Raw genomic sequence first — 18,127 nt, 5'->3', positions numbered from 1 at the left:
ATTCATTTCAGCGCCCTTTTTTATGCTATTTCTTAAGTTAGGCGCATTTGGTGAGCAGATAACTTGCGATTTGTTAAGTAAGCATAATATCTGTGTAATATTAATGTAACATTCGCCCTATATACTTAATTTCAGAGTTCGTTCTTAACTAATAGGAGAAAATAAACCATGTCATTTAAAAAAACGATTACGACGACAATTGCACTTGGATTATTAACAGCTTCATTTCTTTCAACAAACGTAGTATCTGCTACAACATCAAGTGAAGCACAAGAAGCAATTACTGCTAATAAGAACACAACAAATGATTTGCTCAAACAAATTGAATCAGCCAATACAGAAGTGATTGGTTTAGATCAAAAGATTTCAACCAACTCCGCTAAAATTGCTGACCAAGAAGCAGCAATCACTAAAGCAAATAATCAAATTGCATCTCTTTCAGGTCAAATTACCGATGCTCAAAAAGAAGTTTCTAAACGAACAGTGGTATTGAAGAAGCAATTGGTGACTTTACAAGAAAAGAGCGGCGACGCTGTCAGCGGTAACGTGTATGTTGATTTTCTTTTAAACTCAAATGATCTTTCCGATTTGGTTTCTCGTACATTTACCATCAATAAATTAAATCAAGCAAGTAAAGAAGCTTTAAATGATGTTAATAGCGCCAAGACAAAATTAAGTAGCTTAAAGGCGGAGCAAGAAAATACTAAAGCAAATTTAGTTGCAACTAAAGCTGACTTAGAAAAACAAAAGACAAGCTTAGAATCATTGAAGAGTGAAGCTGATCAAAAACAAGCAGCTTTATCACAAAAAATCAATGAAAACAAAGACCAGTTAACAGCTTTGCAAGCGGCCTTTGACAAAGCAAGCACAGAAGAAGCAGACGCTGCCGCTAAAAAAGCTGCGGAGGCTGCCAACAACGCCAAAAAAGATACCCCTAAACTGACATCAGTTGATAACCCATCAGATAAGAAAGGGACATCTGTTTTTGGTGGTAGCGGAATGGTAGCTGGTAATTCAGCTGGTAATTCATACGCATGGGGTCAATGTACATGGTATGTTAAATCCGTTGCACCTTGGGCTGGTAATAACTGGGGGAATGGCGCGCAATGGGGCGCTTCAGCCGCTGCCGCTGGTTTCCGTGTTGATCACACACCAGCAGCAGGCGCAATCGTTAGCTTTGCTGGTGGCCAAATGGTAGGTTCATGGGCAGCAGATGGGACATATGGTCACGTTGCTTATGTTCAATCATACGATGCCGCAGCGGGGACAATTACCATCACCCAAGGTGGGATGGGCTTCAGCAACCCTGCTGGTCCTAACACCCAAACAATTTCAAATGCTGGGGCATTTACTTATATTCATAACTAGACATTAATGATTAAAGGCTCGCATCTAAGATGCGGGCCTTTTTTATAGCATAAAATAGCAATTAAGACTAGAATCCCCTTTTGCGTGACGTTAGTCATAAAAGGGTATTTATTAATATGAATTTTGGTAATTTCTAAATAAACCACGTCTGAAAACCGCACTTGACGTAGTAGGTTAAAAAAATATTTACTTTTTATGAAATATTGGCGACAATACCTTGCACAAAAGACAATAGCGCGATAAACTTGATAATAATTATTATTATAATTTTGGCAAATTATAATTTGGTTTATTATCAAGTAAATGCTGATTATACAAATGATGGTAATGAGAATTTAGTAGGAGAATAAAAAATGGCTGAAAATAATGCAAAGAAAGATTTAACAGAATTTGTTGATTGGGTCAATGCAATCAAAACGATTCAATTCAAACTTAATCAAATTGGTGAAGAATATGGTGTCAGTTTTGACAGCCATTTAATCTTAAAGTTAATCGAAGAAGAACAAGCAATCACACCGGGCCAACTCGCTAAGGAAATTGGTGGTGGCGCGCCTAAGACGTCACGTAAGATTAACACGCTTTACCGCAAAGGGTTAATCACCAAAGAATTTGGAACACCTGACGATCAGCGACGGGTATCATTGGCGGTCACTGATAAAGGTAGAGAAGTATTAAAGCTCGTCGGTCAGGCCTATGAAGAATGGTATGCAAAGCATATTGATGAAATTCTAGAAATAAATGGCAAATTAAACTATTAGCCATTCCCAAAAAAGCGCGACCACTTAGTTGGTTGCGTTTTTTTGTGTTCATCTAACAGTTTTGTTCGTCCATTCGTTAAAGGCGTACATTAAATTCATAGTTTGATATACTGAAGGAATCAACCAGAAACTAAGCGTGTTGCGGATAAGGAATAAGGTCATGTCTTTGAAAAAACGAACAGCCTTTTTATTAATTGGTTGTTGTCTTTTTGCCAGATATGATTTCATTGGGGTGTATATGATTGTGACCATTATGACCGGCAGTTTTTTAATTTTGGACAGGGTCGTGATGATTCTAATGGAAAGTAAGATTTACTAATTATTTTAACGTAACAATTTGGGAGGATTGCCTATGCGCCGTTTAATATCTTTTTTGAGGGCCAATTATCGGCTATTTAGCCAACATTGGAGTGTCTATTTATTACTGCTCGTCGGTACGAATTTAATGATTGGTAGTGTGGTGGCACCTTTGTTGACGTGGCTTGTAGAACGATTGATGGCGTTCAATGGTGTAACATATTTAACCTACACCAACATAGGGCCGGTGATGCTGCACCATCCGCTTTTACTGGTTAGCTTATTAATTATTTTAGCCTTGATTTGTGCGGCAGTTTATCTGCAAATGACGTTTTTGTTGCGTAGTATGTGCCATATTCAAAAGCAAACGCAAGAAACGTATTGGACAATTTTTACAGAAACAGTTCGTGGATTAGTCGCTTTACGACCAACCACGATGTTGGCTGGGTTGCTGTATTTCTTATTAATCTTACCATTTGGACAGGTCCTCTTTAAACCAGTGCTATTATCAAAGGTGACCGTGCCAGCGTTTATTATTCAGGATATGTGGTCATCACCCAAAATTTGGGTGCCAATTATCTTGGTCTACGTGAGTGCGTTAGTGCTTTCGATTCGCTTAATCACGTTCTTACCAGAAACGATTGCGCATCCAAAGGCGAAATTAAGAACCACGCTTAAACGCTGCTGGCAAGCCACTCAACATCAAGCTTGGCGTATTTTCCTAAAGGGTTCTGTATTAACAACATCGGTGGTGCTTGTTGGCGTGGGCTTTCGGTTGATTTTATTTATCAGCCAAGAGTATTATGATCAACATTTGCCCCATCAAGCTTTATTTTTAGCTATTTTGAATCTGTTTATGCTCGAAATTGTTAGTCAGATTTTACTGGCATTAACGGTGGTACTAGTCTTACAGGTCGTATTGAACCAATATGGGGAAGTTCCCGCAATGGCGACGGTTGTTCGCCAAGCAAAGGTGAAAAAACGGACTAAGTTGACGATTCTTCGTCAAATTGTCACCATCGGCTTAATTGTCACCGTGGCTGGGAGCGTGGCATTATACAATTACGTCTATTTAGAAGGTATGTTGGACGATCAGCCAGCTTTGATTTCGCATCGGGGTGTTGACGATGGTAACGGTGTACAAAATACGATTCCGGCACTTGAAAAAACGGCACAGGAAAAACCGGATTATGTTGAAATGGATGTGCACGAAACTAAGGATCAACAATTTGTCGTGATGCATGACGACAATTTAAACCACTTGGCGGGCGTTGATCGCGATGTCCATGATATGACGCTTGCTGAACTAACGGCATTGACTGTCCGTGAAAATGGTCATTCGGCCAAAGTTGCCAGCTTTGATCAATATTTAGCAGCAGCTGAAAAACAGCATCAAAAACTGCTCGTTGAAATTAAAACGACGAATGAAGACAGTCCGCAGATGGTGCAACATTTTATCGATAAGTGCGAAAAACGACTTTTGAAGGATCATAGTCGGATTCATTCATTAAGTTATCCAATTGTGGCGGAAATTAAACAAAAAGCGCCCGAACTGTTTGTTAGTTTTATTTTGCCGTATAACATTACATTTCCGCAAACACCAGCTAACGGCTATACGATGGAAGCCACGACACTAAACGCGACTTTTGTGGATCAAGCACACAGTAAAGGGCAGACGGTGTATGCTTGGACGGTCAACGATGAGGATGTGATGCAGCGCATGCTATTCACTAGCGTTGATGGCATTATTACCGATCAATTAGCGACGCTTAAAGAAGTGGTTAAGGAAAATAATGACCATCCTAGTTATGCGACGCGTTTATCAATTTATGCCAATCAACTCGCTGGTTTTAATGGCGATGCAGAAAATTAAGGCAAAAGCTCAGCAAGATTATTTTGCTGGGCTTTTTTAATGACGATGCTCATTCTAAAATTTAATCTAGACAAGAAACTTTAGCAGGGATATGTTACGCTGAAAGGAACTTGCTAAGGAGGGTAACAGATGTTCTTTTTAAAAGGAATCTTGATGGGCTTTGCGTTTGTCGCACCAATCGGGATGCAAAATATTTTTGTTTTTAATAATGCCCTGTCGAATACAACGCGGCGGGCGGTGTTCAATAGTTTGTTTATCTGGCTATTTGATGCGCTCTTCTCGTTAGTGGCGTTTTATGGGATTGGTGCACTGATTGTTCAAAATGATGCAATCCGGCTTGCCATCATGGGGATTGGCGGGCTTTTAATTCTATGGATTGGGTATACCATTTTAAGAAGTGCTCGTAGTACCGTGACGTTTGGGGCGTTAGAACCGATGCCACTGGGTAAGGTTATTTTGACAGCATTTGTTGCGGTATGGGGGAATCCGCAAGCCTTAATTGATGGGACGTTAATGTTAGGCGCATTGCGTGGTGGGATGAGCAGGAGTGAAGCGATTCCGTTTATCGTGGGCGTCGTTTCGGCAACGGCGACTTGGTTCTTTGGCATCGCGATTGTCTTTAGCCTTTTCCGGAAAAAAGTCTCACCAAAATTCTTGATGGGTGTCAATTTAGCGAGCGCAATCATCATCATTGTGTACGGGCTTGGCTTATTAGTTATGGTGGGCGTCGTATTGCTGTAGAAAAGGTAAGGTCAATTAGCCACTGAAATTGGTATGCTAATTGAAAAAAGTGGCTAGTTAAAACGCATAAAAAAGCGCCGTCGAGAATAATTTCGACGGCGCTTTTTCTACGATAATGCTATTGAATAACTGGTTATTTCGATGATCTGAAATTGGCAAAAATGATTTAGAATCAAACTTTTAGTAACGGTTAATTAAGGATTGCTACTGCTACCGTCAAATAAGTTGCAAATATAAGCCATACTAGGTAGGGAACCAGTAAGATTCCCGCTAATTTATTCAGAGCAAAGCAGTTTTTAATGCAAAAAACGACGACGATATCCAGTAATAATATAATCACCAATCCGATCCAGTAATATCCTTGGAAAAAGATAATACTCCATACGAAATTTAGGATTAACTGTGTAATATAAAGAATGATGGTTACTGACTTAACTTTTTTGGGAAGCAGCTCTTGATAAATTAAATAACCAGCGATCGCAATCATTGCGTATAACAGCGGCCACACAATCCCAAAAATATAAGCCGGCGGTGCAAGGGGCGGAAGTGACAGGCCATTATAAATACCTTTGATATCACCAGCAAATAAGCTAGATAACCCCCCGATTCCTTCGATAATTACAATGAAACCTAATAATGTTAGTAGCGTGTGTTTGGTACGCTTATTAGCCATACAACCTCAACTCCTTAATCATTAATATTAGCCTGTAGCTTAAATTTATTTGATTCCTTCAATGACAGTTTACATGAGCGGAAGCTTTTACACAATTATAAGAACTATAACTTAATACTACTGGATACAACGCTTTGAAAATGAATTGTGCTATGGACGATATTCACTTTTGAACAGAGAGGAATTTAAAATGCGCCATCATGAACAATAAAGTTTTTTATTTAAATAAAAAAAGTTAGCATAGCCTAACTTTTTATTTACATTTCGTTAAAACGGCGTACAATAAAACTGTTATCAAGATCAAAACGAGGAGTGAGGATAATGACTCAACAAGAAAAGGGCAAGAAGCACAAACTGGTTGAATATGCCAACGGCCCATCACTTGAAGAAATTAACGGAACGGTCGAAGTGCCAGAGGGCAAAGGCTTTTGGAAGATGCTACTAGCGTATTCAGGACCAGGTGCGTTGGTGGCAGTGGGCTATATGGATCCAGGGAATTGGTCAACATCGATTACTGGTGGACAGAGTTTCCAATATCTGTTAATGTCCGTGATTTTGGTGTCTAGTTTAATCGCGATGTTATTACAATATATGGCGGCTAAACTAGGCATTGTAACTCAAATGGATTTAGCGCAAGCAATTCGCGCAAGAACAAGTAAACCATTGGGCATTGTCTTGTGGCTTTTGACAGAATTAGCGATTATGGCGACTGATATTGCCGAAGTTATTGGGGCGGCAATTGCATTGTATTTATTATTTAAGATTCCACTGTTGATTGCCGTGTTCATTACCATTTTAGATGTCATGCTATTATTACTGTTAACGAAAATTGGTTTTCGTAAGATTGAAGCAATTGTTGTCGCATTAATTGTCGTGATTTTTGTGGTTTTCGCTTACGAAGTAGCGCTATCGAATCCTGATTGGTCAGGGGTTATTATTGGGTTAGTGCCCACTGCTAAGACCTTTGCTACTGGTCCAGCGGTTGGCGGTTTAACACCATTGACCGGTGCGTTAGGAATTATTGGGGCAACTGTCATGCCGCATAATCTATATCTGCATTCTGCAATTTCGCAAACGCGGAAGATTGATCGTCACAACGAAGCGCAAGTTGCACAAACGGTGCGTTTTGCTACTTGGGATTCGAACATCCAACTTACAATGGCATTTTTCGTTAATGCTTTGTTATTAATCATGGGAGTTGCGGTTTTCAAAACAGGAGCAGTGAAAGACCCATCATTCTTCGGGTTATTTGAAGCCTTGTCAGATACCTCGACAATGAGTAATGGGATTCTTGCGAGTGTTGCCCGGACTGGGATCTTATCAACATTATTTGCCGTTGCATTACTTGCTTCTGGACAAAATTCGACGATTACTGGGACATTAACTGGTCAAGTCATCATGGAAGGGTTCATTCATTTGAGAATGCCACTGTGGTTACGGCGCTTGGTAACACGTTTATTGTCAGTGATTCCCGTATTAATCTGTGTCATGATGACTAGCAATAAACCGGCCTTGGAAGAACACGAGGCGCTCAATACCTTGATGAATAACTCCCAAGTTTTTCTAGCGTTTGCCTTACCATTTTCAATGTTGCCACTATTGATGTTTACCGATAGCCGGGTTGAAATGGGCGATCGCTTCAAAAACAGTTGGTTGATTAAAAGCTTAGGTTGGTTATCCGTCATCGGCTTGACCTATTTAAATATGATGGGGTTGCCTGGACAAATCGAAGCTTTCTATGGTGATCACGCAAGCGCTGCACAATTGGCTACAGCTGACCACATTGCCTATGGATTGATTGCCGGTGTGATGGCATTATTAGTTTGGATGATTATTGAATTGTATAAAGGTAATAAGCGGTTTGAACAGCAATTAGCAACTGAAAATTAATTGGAGGTTGAGTACATGTCAGTTTTAGAAATTAAGCGGATTTTAGTCGGCGTCGATGATTCAGCGGATGCGTTATTAGCATTTGATTATGCGATTGAACGGGCTAAACGCGAGGATTTAGAATTAGTGGTTGTTTCAGTATTGGAAAACGATGAAATGAATGTTTATCAAGCATTAAACAAGGATTTTGTCCACGGTCAATATGAAGACCTGGAAAAACACTTACGCGAATATCAAGATCAAGCTTATGCTCGGGGCGTGAGTCACGTGTCAACAGTAATCGCAGAAGGTGAACCAGGCGAAGCAATTATCGAAGATGTGATTCCCAAGGTTAAACCCGACTTATTAATTGTTGGTTCAAAATCCCAGACAGGTGTCGCCAAATACTTTGGTAGCCAGGCCGCTTACATGGCAAAATACGCACCAATCCCGGTATTGGTAGTAAGATAACGAAAACGTTTTTGAAAAAGCACGTTTTAAAAAGATGGCAGCAATTTATTTTGTTGGCATCTTTTTTATGTGCTAAGCTAAAAAATAAAGTTTAATTGGAGGATATACAGTGGATAATGAAGTGGCGGCTTTTTGGGATGATTTTGCAGCGGAATACTATCAGATTCAACAAGAATCACAGGTACCGATTGTCACTGACGTAGTAGCTTTTTTACAGAGTCGGCAATTACTTCCTGTTGATAAGGTGGCTGACTTAGGTGGTGGCAGTGGGCGATATTTGCCACTGTTAGCGCAAAATAGTCAAGCTTATACGATTGTCGATATTTCGGCACAAATGCTACATTACGCCAAACAAGAGGCAAAACAGCATGTGCCAGACCAACCGATTGCTTATCAACAGCAATCGGTTACGACATTTACCAAGCAGACAGCGTCTAGAACGTATGATTTAATTTGGATGGCTTTAAATCCGGCGATTCAAGCCAACCGAGAATTACTGACGATTACCGAGAAGAGCCGCCAGTGGTGTGCATTTTTACGGCTCACCAAAAACGAGGATGACTTGTTCACCCCCCTTGAACGTTACTTTGGGATTGAGCAAGAAGATCCCAACACTGCACCGGCAATTATTTCAGCTGTGAAAAACATGTTAACGACCGCCGGTTATCGGGTCCAGGACCAAGCTTTTCAGTACCAAACGCGTGAGGTGTTTGATAGGGCGTTTCTAGAAACGTATTATGAAGAATTACCGACGCCCCAACTGGCAGCTTATTTAGACCAAGTATTTGCTGCTAAAAAAACACGGACCAGTACAACAACGCTTGAATATACGTTACTGTATTGGCACGTGCTTTAATTAATGAATATTAATTACTATCGTCTGTAAAAGACAGTGGTATGAGACGTAAGTTTACGTGATTTTGCTAATTAGTAGCGGGTTTAAACGCGTTTCATTAAGACCATAGTCCTTAAAAAATTACGACTAGGTTAATTTTTATGCACTTCATTGAGGCGTTATTTCTGGGTTAGATGCCCATCGCCACAAGGCCTGTCGGCATATTTTCTACTGGTACCGGATAGAATGGGAGGCCGGTTTGAATGGCCGCCCCCATCAGGTGGTTGAGTGTCATGATTTGCTCAGCACTGATGGTTGCTGATGGTGTCAGGGCAGTCGGGATGATGAGGGCAGTTAATTGGCGATTGTTGATGCGTGAGAGGATAATTTCGGGATCGCCCAACTGGGAATCGTTGTGATAAGCGCTAGCAGCACGCTCTGCTAGTGTAAGTGCCTTGTGACGAAGTTCATGCCGCGCGTTTGTGAGCAACTTGTCAAGTAAGTCATCATCTGAAAGTGAATCGGGAGAGGTTTGAATTGCCTGATCCAGACGGTAATTAGGATTAGTCATGAGTTCCTTGAAGAGCTTTAGATTTCCAGGCAAGGTGACCACGTAAATGGGGGCTTTTTCAGGTAGTAATTCATCGAGATAGCGCCCAATTACGCGAAAATAATTGGTTTGATCAATAAGTTGTTCATTTTCCTTTACAACAAAACTGTGGGTGGGACTTGAAAAACCTTGAACGACTTCCCCCTTGCGCTCTGTGCCAATCCCAATTTCAATGGTTGTGGGGGCGTCTTTAGGTAAGGAATAATCCCGGATGACATTTTGTTGAATTGATTTTAAGTTAAAGCTAGTTTTATTGAGGCATAGAATGGTCCCGTTCAGACTCAGACTTAATTCTGAACTGAGAGGGCGCAAATCAGGTTGGTCAGCAATCAGGAAATATTCAGTTGTTATCGGATAATGAAGGGGTTGACTGTAGTGACCAGTAGCCGTGATGTAAAAAGCAACGGACTGTATATGCGCCAATTCCTGCGGTGCAGTACTCAATAAGCTTTCGAGTTGGCTACGTAAGTTCTTTGCTTCAGGATAGTCGGTGGTTAGCTGTTCCCGGATTTGCTTCGAATAACTATTGAGCTTAATTTTGTTTGCATTAATAGCTTGTCCGCCAGTCTCTAAGTTAATGAATAACGAGATAACCGGCTGATTTGAGTCGGCGAGTAATTGTGTTAAGCTTTCTGGATATAACATATCGACACCTCCGTTTGATTAACTTCACCTTAGCACACTGAACAGCCCCCTTAGAAGAAAGATGCCTTTATAAAAAATTAGCTAACGAGGGACTTTTAATCAACTTGAAGGAAACGTTATGCTAAAATGATAAGTAGGTTAACAAGGGAGGATTCACGGTATGGAAGATAAGATGAAAAAGGTAACTGCCACGAAGATTGGCAAAAGTATTCGGACGCGTTTTTTTGTACTCCAAATGGTTGTCATTTTAATCCTTGGTGGCCTCACAATTAAACTTGTGAGCGGCTTTAGTCCATTATTAACGGATTCAGAGATTCTAAAAAATACTATTTTGACGGCTTTTGGGGCAACCTTAGTCGCGCTTGGGGTGTGGTATTTATCGTACAAAATTATTGCGATACGAATTCGGCGCCAAATTATGAATAAAGACCTAGAGGATAGCTATACCTTTAGTTTGAATCATGCCGCTAGTAGCCTGAGCTTACATATTGTGTACTTTATTAGTATGCTAGTGATTATCTGGTTAATGTTGAATGCTCAAAATGTCCGCCAATCATTAGATGGTTTAAACCTTTTTAAAGGGGAACAACCGATTGTGCGCCTTGTCGATAATCACAGTATGAAGCAAATTAAACAATTTTATCAAGCTGATCAACAACAAAAGATGACGTATCTTGGCAGCAATCGCAATATTGCTTATTTCAAGATTAATCGTGCGATTATTAGTTTGCCGTTAGCAAAGATTCAATTTTATGGGCAAGATGAAGCATCGACTGACCATCAAAAACAAGTTATTCAACAGTATCACTTAAAAGACATGCAAAATAAAAAGTACCTTAAACCCAATATTTATATTAGCGAATCAGGGTTACCTAAGGTGGCCATTACAAAGATGTATCAACATTATGAACCGCAAGCAACGGATAAAATTTATAAACTAGACATTAAATAGGATAACTGCTAAGAGGACTGGATAAAACGGCTTTCATTTGGTACAGTTAGAGATGAATATTTTTTTAAAATAAAGGAGATCAAGCCATGATTGAAGCAGTAAACCTTAGAGCAGGAATGACGTTTGAACAAGACGGCAAATTAATCAAAGTTTTAGAAGCTAACCACCACAAACCAGGTAAGGGTAATACGGTGATGCGTGTTAAATTACGTGACTTGCGGACTGGCTCGATTGTTGAAACAACAATGCGTCCAGAAGTTAAAGTAGAACAAGCAATGATTGATACAAAGGATGTTCAATACTTATATACACAAGATAACGTAGCATTCTTCATGGATCTTGAAACATACGAACAATATGAAATTCAAACTTCAGCAATTGAAGAAGAATTGAAATATCTATTGGAAAACATGAACTGCAAGATTCAATTCTTTGGGTCTGAAGTGATTGGTGTTACTTTACCAACAACCGTTAACTTACGCGTTGTTGAAACACAACCGTCTATTAAAGGGGCAACTGTGACAGGTTCAGGTAAACCAGCAACCATGGAAACCGGCTTAGTCGTTAGTGTTCCTGATTTCATCAGTGCTGACGAAATACTTGAAATCAATACCCAAGACGGCACATACGTTAAACGAGCAGCAAAATAATACACTTAAGGCCGACTAAGCACATAGTCGGTGCTTCAAAATGAAGCCAAGGTGGTTTTCTTTCGGTAAACGAAGGAAACACCTTGGCTTTTTATGTCTGGGTAAAGGGGCAAAAAAATAACAGAGAAGCAACTTATGATGGATTGCCTCTCTGTTAGTTATTAAATTTATTTGACGCAAATCGTGGCTTTAACCAACAATTTTAGTGAATATAAACCGTTATTACAGTAACGAGTCCGAAAATAACGCCAGGGACGTTAGAAATAATAACTGGCCAATCTTTATAGGTTTTGTTCCAACCATAGGCGGTCCATAGACACCCATTAATTGTTGCGACTAAGGGCTGTAAAGGTGAGACGGGGGATCCTGAAAAATTAGCGATAATTTGGGGGATGTATGAAACATACATTGCAATACAGGTGATTGTTGCAACTTTGCTAAGTAATTTTAACCGTTTAACTTTCTTAGGATGGACGGCTTTTTCGCCGGTAGGGTATTCGCCAGTATCAATGCGCATAATAGACTCCGTTTCATAATTGAATTTTATTGTATGTTGAATGACGTTCTTGGAATTGTTTTCTAGATTGACTCATTATTTAGAGTGAACAGAGTCATCCCTTTTGGTGACTAGTCATTTATTAGTGTCAATTCTAGAACATGCCTAACCAAAAAGCAAGTTTACCGAATTTTATGAGACGGTGCATTTACGATACCCGACGCAAAAAATTCGATAAGTGATCAACCGACGATTCTAAAAGGTGAAGCGCTAAGTTAATGGTTGACTTGAAATCGCTTAAATTCTATAGTGATAGTATGCACGAAGTGAAATAGAGTGGAGGTTTTCCCAATGGCAAAGAAAATTATTCTTGATTGTGATCCAGGTCATGACGATGCCGTTGCCATGATGTTAGCGTATGGCAATCCAGAAATCGATTTAATGGCAGTGACAACGGTGGCCGCTAATCAAACGTTAACGAAAGTGACACGTAATGCCCTCGCAGTCGCGACAATGATCGGCATGCACGATGTACCGATTGCTGCCGGTTGTTCGCGACCGTTAATTGAAGAAATTAAAGTGGCGGCTGATATTCATGGAGAAACCGGCCTTGATGGGGTTGTGTTACCCAAACCAACTGTCGAACTTGAAAAAGTACATGCCGTCGATTTAATGATTGATTTAATCATGAGTCATCCAGCGAAAACAATCACATTGGTGCCAACAGGTGCGTTGACTAACATTGCAATGGCGGTGCGCAAGGAACCGAAGATTGTGGAGCGGGTTAAAGAAGTCGTTCTCATGGGTGGCGGCTATCATGAAGCTAACGCAAGTGCCGTGGCTGAATTTAACATTAAATTTGATCCAGAAGCGGCTAAAATTGTCTTTAATGCGGGGTGGGACGTCACGATGGTCGGCTTGGATTTAACGCATCAAGCATTGGCAACACCAGATATTGTTGCATCAATTGAAGGGATTCATACTGAAACGGCTAAGTTTGTGGTTGATTTGTTAGCCTTTTTCCGCGATATGTATAAGAAAGGCCAAAACTTCGATGCCCCACCCGTTCATGATCCATGTGCGGTGGCCTATGTGATTGATCCAAGTGTCATGACAACTAAGAAAGTACCTGTTGATATTGAACTCAACGGGACATTGACGCGTGGGATGACGGTCGCCGATTTTAGATTTCCAATTCCAACAGACTGTCACACATCTGTAGCGGTCAAACTTGATCACCAGAAGTTCTGGGGATTAGTGGAAGCTGCCATTAAAACGATTGGTTAAATAATTGAAATTAAGTAGAGAAGGCGTTGTGTATGTATCACGCATTAGAAACGCGTTATCAAGAAATGCAATATAACCGTGTCGGTCATTCTGGGTTAAAGTTACCGGCGATTTCATTAGGGTTGTGGCATAATTTTGGTGAGACGGATAGGATGGCGACCCAAAAAGAAACTATTTTTGGCGCGTTTGATATGGGCATTACCCATTTTGATTTGGCGAATAATTACGGGCCACCAGCGGGCAGTGCCGAAGAAAACTTTGGCCGCATTTTGCATGATAATCTGCGGCGCTATCGCGATGAGATGATTATTTCATCGAAGGCTGGCTACTATATGTGGCCCGGTCCTTACGGTGAATGGGGATCTAAGAAAAATATTGTCGCTAGCTGTGATCAATCGTTAAAACGACTTCAGTTAGATTACGTCGATATTTTTTATCATCATCGTCCAGATCCAGAGACACCCATCGAAGAAACGGCGCAAGCCTTGGATTTATTGGTCCACCAAGGTAAGGCGTTATATATTGGCATTTCAAATTATTCGGCGGCGCAAACCAAGGCAATTACTAAGGTTTTCAGAGCGCTCGGGACACCATTTATTATTCATCAACCACGTTACAATATGCTTGATCGATGGATTGAAGATGGTCTAACGGATGTATTGGCGGATGAAGGGCTTGGCGCGATTACATTTAGCCCACTAGCGCAAGGACTATTAACCAATCGCTATTTAAATGGAATTCCGACTGATTCACGGGCGGCTCGGCCAGATAGTCCCTTTCTGTCACCTGAAAAGGTTCACCAGACAATCAATACAGTTCAAAAATTGAACAAAGTTGCGCAACAACGGGGCCAAACGTTGGCTGAAATGGCGCTTGCGTGGAATTTACAGCAACCAACTGTGGCCAGTGTGTTGGTTGGAGCGTCGCGCTTGAGTCAACTGCAAGACAGCGTCCATGCCCTAGATAACTTAACGTTTACGACCGAAGAATTAACTAGTATTCAAAAAATTTTAGCATAATTAAAACGACGACTAGCCATGTAAGCTAGTCGTCGTTTTTGGGTTTTATTCAGCCGTTTCAGTTTCGGCTGCGTTGGCTTGAATCTTGCCAAGAATGGCGCGTGAGAAGGGTCCCACGATGATGAGTTGTAATGGTAATGCTACGATGACGTTCATCAACCATGTGTGGCGGTAGACGCTACCTAAGTTGTCAGGGATGCCGCCTTCGATTAGAATTCCGAAAAGTGACATACATGTAACCATGCCAAGAATCATTAAACATGAAATCGTAAGAATCATGATTAATTTATTTTCTTTATTAAGTGGTAAGCTGAATGCGATTTTTTTAGCAATCGCGCCGACAATGAATACATCGAGGATGAATGCCACGATGAAGCCTGGGATCAAGCCGGTAAATAAGGCGCTCCATGATAGGCTGTCGTGTAAAACTAAGTTGTAGATACTCATTCCGAGGACCATACTAAAACACATTAATGTTGTAAAAATAATACCTTCTTTTTTATTGGTTGGCATTTTAAATTCCTTCTTTCTGAAAAGTTAACACATATTACCGTATCACAAAAAAAAATTCGACGTAAGCATTTTTTCAGAAAATAATATTTTTTCCTTTTCCAGTTTCGCCATTATGCACAACGTGGAAAATCGAAATGAGCAACAATACACAGACAAAAATCAACGGAAAACCGGCAATTACGCAAATCGCTTGAATGGTTTGAAAACTACCAACAAACACGATGCCAAGTGAAAACAAAATGAAAATGATTACCCAAGCCATACGATTCCAACGATTAGGTTGTTCCCCGCTTTTTAATTCAAGACTGGTCAATGAGGAGACAATAAAAGCCGAAGAAGAAATGGTTGTGGCCAAAAAAATGAAACATGAAAGGCAGAAAATGGCCAACATTATTATTTTGAACGGTAAGGTGGCGATTACCGCGGCAATCACAGCGGCCTGACCTTGAGTATTTAATAGATGAACAAGATTAATTTGACCGGAGCGTTGTAAAAAAAGTGCATACCCACCAAGCACAGCATAAAAACTCATACAACTAAACGCACCATATGTTGCCATCCCCAATAACACCTGTCGAATGGTCCGGCCACGTGAAATCCGAGCGATGAATAGGCCCATGACAGGCATATAAGATAACCACCAGCCCCAGTAAAAAAGGGTTTCGTGTTGCGCAAATGTACTGTGGGTCCCAGTCTGGTTTAAACTTAAACGTCCGAAGTTACCAAAGAGATGAAAGATATCACGGCCTTCAGCACCAATTAACTTGAATGTCGGCCCGATAAGTAGGACAAGTAGTAAAAAACCGATTGCTGTATAAATATGCCAAGCACTTAGCTTCTTAATCCCTTGATCTAAACCGGCATATACTGTGAGGGTGAACAGGACCAGTAAGATAACGAAGAGGGCGAGTTTAAGCCAGATGGTGTCATTCAAACCGATCATTGTGCTAAGAACTTTAGAAATTACGGGAATTTCCATCCCAATTGATGAGCCAATACCACCCATAATTCCGAAAACAACGATGAGATCGATTAATTTGCGGATTAATTGTTTATAAGGTTGTGGGCCTTCCAGCAAATCAATTGCAGCGCTTAAACGTTGTACCTGTAAGTTCTTAACATAAAGCGCGTAGCCGATCGCGATAGTCGCGGTAGCAAAAATCATCCATGCCATAGGTCCCCAGTGAAATTGACCACAAACGTTGGCGTAGCGATATGCCTCAGTCGAAAAAGGTTTAGCGCCAAATAGCGGGTTTTGCAAGTATTGCAGAGGATCGGTGGTACTGAGCATTAGGATGCTGGCGTCAATTCCAGTTGCAAAAACCATACTGCCCCATTGGAAGTCGTTGTGTTCTGGTTTTTCATTTGGTTGGCCAAGGCGAATATGACCATAGTGACTGCCCCCTAGCCAAAATAGAAAAATAAAATTAATGATATAAATACCAATGTAAAGCCATTTAGAATGGTTCGTCAGCGCATTGAGCAATTGCGAAATCGACTGCTGAAGCGTATCACCACCCAACATTAAAAATGCGGAGACAATCCCGAACAGCAACATCGTGGGGATGAAGACGACTTGATCAACATTCTTGCGCTTTAAAATAATAGTCCTCCTGAATTTGTTAAAGTCTAGGTTGCTAGATTGAACAAAAAAGCACCCATACAATTGGTCAACTGACCACCTGTACAAGCGCATTATTGTAACGTATACAAATGAAGAAACAGCCTAACTTGATTTACTTCTCACCAATAGGATAGCACTTATCTCAAATTTGTTAAGGGGTGATTTTACGGGCGCGTGGTTGTTAGCCAATCTAGGTAGTCTTGTTCGCGGTTAATCGCATGCTCTAAAATAAGGTAGTGACCATAGTGTGCATCAATTGCAGCTTGTTGGCTGAAAAGGGCTTGGCGCCGGTTGAGGAGGTGCTCTAGCTTAGCTTGGTGCAAGCTTTTTTGCTCGGTAAACATTGCGTCTAGATGCGCATCATTTTTGGAGTCGATGAAGTACAATTTTAAAATAAATTCGTCTTTGCTAGCAATAATTTCACGGGTCGGTGAGTATCGCCACTCGTCAAAAAAGGCAACCCCACTTGCGGTAATTGAATACTGTTTCTTTTTTAATTTTTTCCCGGCAATCAATTCGACGTGAGTGATCCGATCAGCCTGTTCGAGCCGCTTGAGTTCAGGATAGATTTGGCTGTGTTGGGCCTGCCAAAATTCACCGATGTCGTCTTCGAAGATACGTTTTAAATCATAACCAGTTTTGGGCGACTGATTTAACAGTCCGAGAATTAAGTATTGAAGAATATTTTTTTGGGCCATAGGAAAGTGCCCCTTTCTGTAAAATCAACTTATATTTAGTATAGCATAGGCCGGTATCGAAAAATGGTTACTTTTTATAAGTCTTTTTAATTGCATTTCATAAATAGTTGGCGTAGGCTATTTCAATCGGGTATCTAATCAGATAGAAGTGCATTCAAGCACATGAAGAAGGAGTTTTAACAATGGCCAAGAAATCAAAAATTGTAAAATTAGCAAAACAACGCGCACTTGTCGCAAAATACGCTGACTTGCGGGCAGAATTAAAGGCAAAGGGCGATTACATGGCCCTTTCTCAATTGCCTAAGGATTCTAGTCCGGTACGGTTACGTAATCGGGATGCCATTGACGGGCGTCCAAGAAGCTTCATGCGGCAATTCGGCATGAGTCGTATCAATTTCCGCGAATTGGCCCACAAAGGTCACATCCCAGGCGTCAAAAAAGCGAGCTGGTAAGCAACTGACTGCTAAGAAAAGGCGGCTATTTTCCGGGGATTAGCTAAACTGCCAGTTTTGCTAGTCATTTGACTAACGGAATAAAGCGCCGAAAATAGCGAATTAAAACGAGCGTTAAAGAGGTCAGCTTGCGACCTTTTTTTATTTGTCTTGAAACAAGTCTGGCTATTTGATATATTGTTAGGAATTATTTAACAAGTTGACGATGAAATCAATGGAGGTAATTAGATGAATTATACGCAGTTTATCCAAAGTGCAACGGTAAGTGACTAAAGACGTTTTTCAGCAGATTAAAT

19 protein-coding genes are annotated in these 18,127 nt (G+C 40.7%); 13 read left to right on the top strand and 6 right to left on the bottom strand.

From position 1 onward, the window contains the following. Positions 1-168: 168 nt before the first annotated feature. From J7Q78_RS03635 to J7Q78_RS03615, 5 genes are all read left to right on the top strand, one after another. Positions 169-1,368, top strand: coding sequence for a coiled-coil domain-containing protein (locus tag J7Q78_RS03635; protein ID WP_208422889.1), 1,200 nt, complete (start codon positions 169-171; stop codon positions 1,366-1,368). A 353-nt stretch (positions 1,369-1,721) separates the two neighbouring features. Continuing rightward, positions 1,722-2,126 carry a MarR family winged helix-turn-helix transcriptional regulator gene (locus tag J7Q78_RS03630; RefSeq protein ID WP_154243011.1) on the top strand — a complete coding sequence of 135 codons (405 nt, stop codon included), beginning with the start codon at positions 1,722-1,724 and terminating at the stop codon, positions 2,124-2,126. A gap of 160 nt (positions 2,127-2,286) precedes the next feature. Continuing rightward, a complete protein-coding gene (locus J7Q78_RS03625; protein ID WP_208422888.1) occupies positions 2,287-2,445 on the top strand; it encodes a hypothetical protein in 159 nt (52 codons plus the stop codon). A gap of 33 nt (positions 2,446-2,478) precedes the next feature. Further along, positions 2,479-4,296: a glycerophosphoryl diester phosphodiesterase membrane domain-containing protein gene (locus tag J7Q78_RS03620; RefSeq protein WP_208422887.1), complete on the top strand. Its 1,818-nt coding sequence runs from the start codon at positions 2,479-2,481 to the stop codon at positions 4,294-4,296. Positions 4,297-4,425: 129 nt separating this feature from the next. Then, on the top strand, positions 4,426-5,037 hold the full coding sequence (locus J7Q78_RS03615) for a LysE/ArgO family amino acid transporter (protein ID WP_208422886.1): 612 nt from the start codon (positions 4,426-4,428) through the stop codon (positions 5,035-5,037). 190 nt (positions 5,038-5,227) lie between these two features. Here J7Q78_RS03615 and J7Q78_RS03610 read toward each other — a convergent pair whose 3' ends face one another. Continuing rightward, positions 5,228-5,710 carry a TspO/MBR family protein gene (locus J7Q78_RS03610; protein ID WP_208422885.1) on the bottom strand — a complete coding sequence of 161 codons (483 nt, stop codon included), beginning with the start codon at positions 5,708-5,710 and terminating at the stop codon, positions 5,228-5,230. Between the two features lie 321 nt (positions 5,711-6,031). Here J7Q78_RS03610 and J7Q78_RS03605 point away from each other — a divergent pair, with 321 nt between their 5' ends. The 3 genes from J7Q78_RS03605 to J7Q78_RS03595 all read left to right on the top strand — a co-directional run bounded on the left by J7Q78_RS03605 (position 6,032) and on the right by J7Q78_RS03595 (position 8,906). After that, the gene (locus J7Q78_RS03605) at positions 6,032-7,600 is read left to right on the top strand and encodes an Nramp family divalent metal transporter (RefSeq protein ID WP_208422884.1); all 1,569 of its coding nucleotides are present in this window, start codon (positions 6,032-6,034) and stop codon (positions 7,598-7,600) included. Between the two features lie 15 nt (positions 7,601-7,615). Further along, the gene (locus J7Q78_RS03600; RefSeq protein ID WP_208422883.1) at positions 7,616-8,050 is read left to right on the top strand and encodes a universal stress protein; all 435 of its coding nucleotides are present in this window, start codon (positions 7,616-7,618) and stop codon (positions 8,048-8,050) included. 109 nt (positions 8,051-8,159) lie between these two features. Further along, entirely contained in the window at positions 8,160-8,906 is a 747-nt protein-coding gene (locus tag J7Q78_RS03595; RefSeq protein ID WP_208422882.1) for a class I SAM-dependent methyltransferase, read from the top strand. A 169-nt stretch (positions 8,907-9,075) separates the two neighbouring features. Here the strand turns inward: J7Q78_RS03595 and J7Q78_RS03590 are convergent, their stop codons facing one another. Beyond that, the gene (locus J7Q78_RS03590; RefSeq protein WP_208422881.1) at positions 9,076-10,140 is read right to left on the bottom strand and encodes a baeRF6 domain-containing protein; all 1,065 of its coding nucleotides are present in this window, start codon (positions 10,138-10,140) and stop codon (positions 9,076-9,078) included. A 160-nt stretch (positions 10,141-10,300) separates the two neighbouring features. Between J7Q78_RS03590 and J7Q78_RS03585 the strand changes: the two genes are divergently transcribed. Both J7Q78_RS03585 and efp read left to right on the top strand, forming a co-directional pair. After that, positions 10,301-11,092 carry a hypothetical protein gene (locus tag J7Q78_RS03585; RefSeq protein ID WP_154243019.1) on the top strand — a complete coding sequence of 264 codons (792 nt, stop codon included), beginning with the start codon at positions 10,301-10,303 and terminating at the stop codon, positions 11,090-11,092. Between the two features lie 86 nt (positions 11,093-11,178). Beyond that, entirely contained in the window at positions 11,179-11,742 is a 564-nt protein-coding gene (efp, locus tag J7Q78_RS03580; RefSeq protein WP_154243020.1) for an elongation factor P, read from the top strand. 202 nt (positions 11,743-11,944) lie between these two features. On the opposite strand, the gene J7Q78_RS03575 is transcribed toward efp, so the two are convergent. After that, on the bottom strand, positions 11,945-12,259 hold the full coding sequence (locus J7Q78_RS03575) for a SemiSWEET family transporter (RefSeq protein ID WP_154243021.1): 315 nt from the start codon (positions 12,257-12,259) through the stop codon (positions 11,945-11,947). A 330-nt stretch (positions 12,260-12,589) separates the two neighbouring features. On the opposite strand from J7Q78_RS03575, the gene uriH reads away from it, so the two are divergent. Both uriH and J7Q78_RS03565 read left to right on the top strand, forming a co-directional pair. Further along, positions 12,590-13,525, top strand: a complete 936-nt coding sequence (gene uriH / locus J7Q78_RS03570; protein WP_154243022.1) for a uridine-preferring nucleoside hydrolase UriH — start codon at positions 12,590-12,592, stop codon at positions 13,523-13,525. A gap of 32 nt (positions 13,526-13,557) precedes the next feature. Further along, on the top strand, positions 13,558-14,544 hold the full coding sequence (locus tag J7Q78_RS03565) for an aldo/keto reductase (RefSeq protein ID WP_154243023.1): 987 nt from the start codon (positions 13,558-13,560) through the stop codon (positions 14,542-14,544). 45 nt (positions 14,545-14,589) lie between these two features. Here the strand turns inward: J7Q78_RS03565 and J7Q78_RS03560 are convergent, their stop codons facing one another. The 3 genes from J7Q78_RS03560 to J7Q78_RS03550 all read right to left on the bottom strand — a co-directional run bounded on the left by J7Q78_RS03560 (position 14,590) and on the right by J7Q78_RS03550 (position 17,379). Beyond that, positions 14,590-15,057, bottom strand: a complete 468-nt coding sequence (locus J7Q78_RS03560) for a DUF2798 domain-containing protein (RefSeq protein ID WP_208422880.1) — start codon at positions 15,055-15,057, stop codon at positions 14,590-14,592. 73 nt (positions 15,058-15,130) lie between these two features. Continuing rightward, complete coding sequence (locus J7Q78_RS03555; RefSeq protein ID WP_407929551.1) at positions 15,131-16,753, bottom strand: BCCT family transporter; 1,623 nt, start codon at positions 16,751-16,753, stop codon at positions 15,131-15,133. A gap of 92 nt (positions 16,754-16,845) precedes the next feature. Beyond that, complete coding sequence (locus J7Q78_RS03550) at positions 16,846-17,379, bottom strand: PadR family transcriptional regulator (RefSeq protein WP_208422879.1); 534 nt, start codon at positions 17,377-17,379, stop codon at positions 16,846-16,848. Between the two features lie 182 nt (positions 17,380-17,561). Here J7Q78_RS03550 and rpsN point away from each other — a divergent pair, with 182 nt between their 5' ends. Next, positions 17,562-17,831: a 30S ribosomal protein S14 gene (rpsN, locus tag J7Q78_RS03545; RefSeq protein ID WP_208422878.1), complete on the top strand. Its 270-nt coding sequence runs from the start codon at positions 17,562-17,564 to the stop codon at positions 17,829-17,831. Positions 17,832-18,127: the final 296 nt, after the last annotated feature.

Source organism: Latilactobacillus fragifolii (assembly GCF_905332535.1).
Lineage (GTDB): Bacteria > Bacillota > Bacilli > Lactobacillales > Lactobacillaceae > Latilactobacillus > Latilactobacillus fragifolii.
The sequence above is the reverse complement of the archived record's forward strand: the minus strand, read 5'-3'. Positions and strand labels throughout refer to the sequence as shown.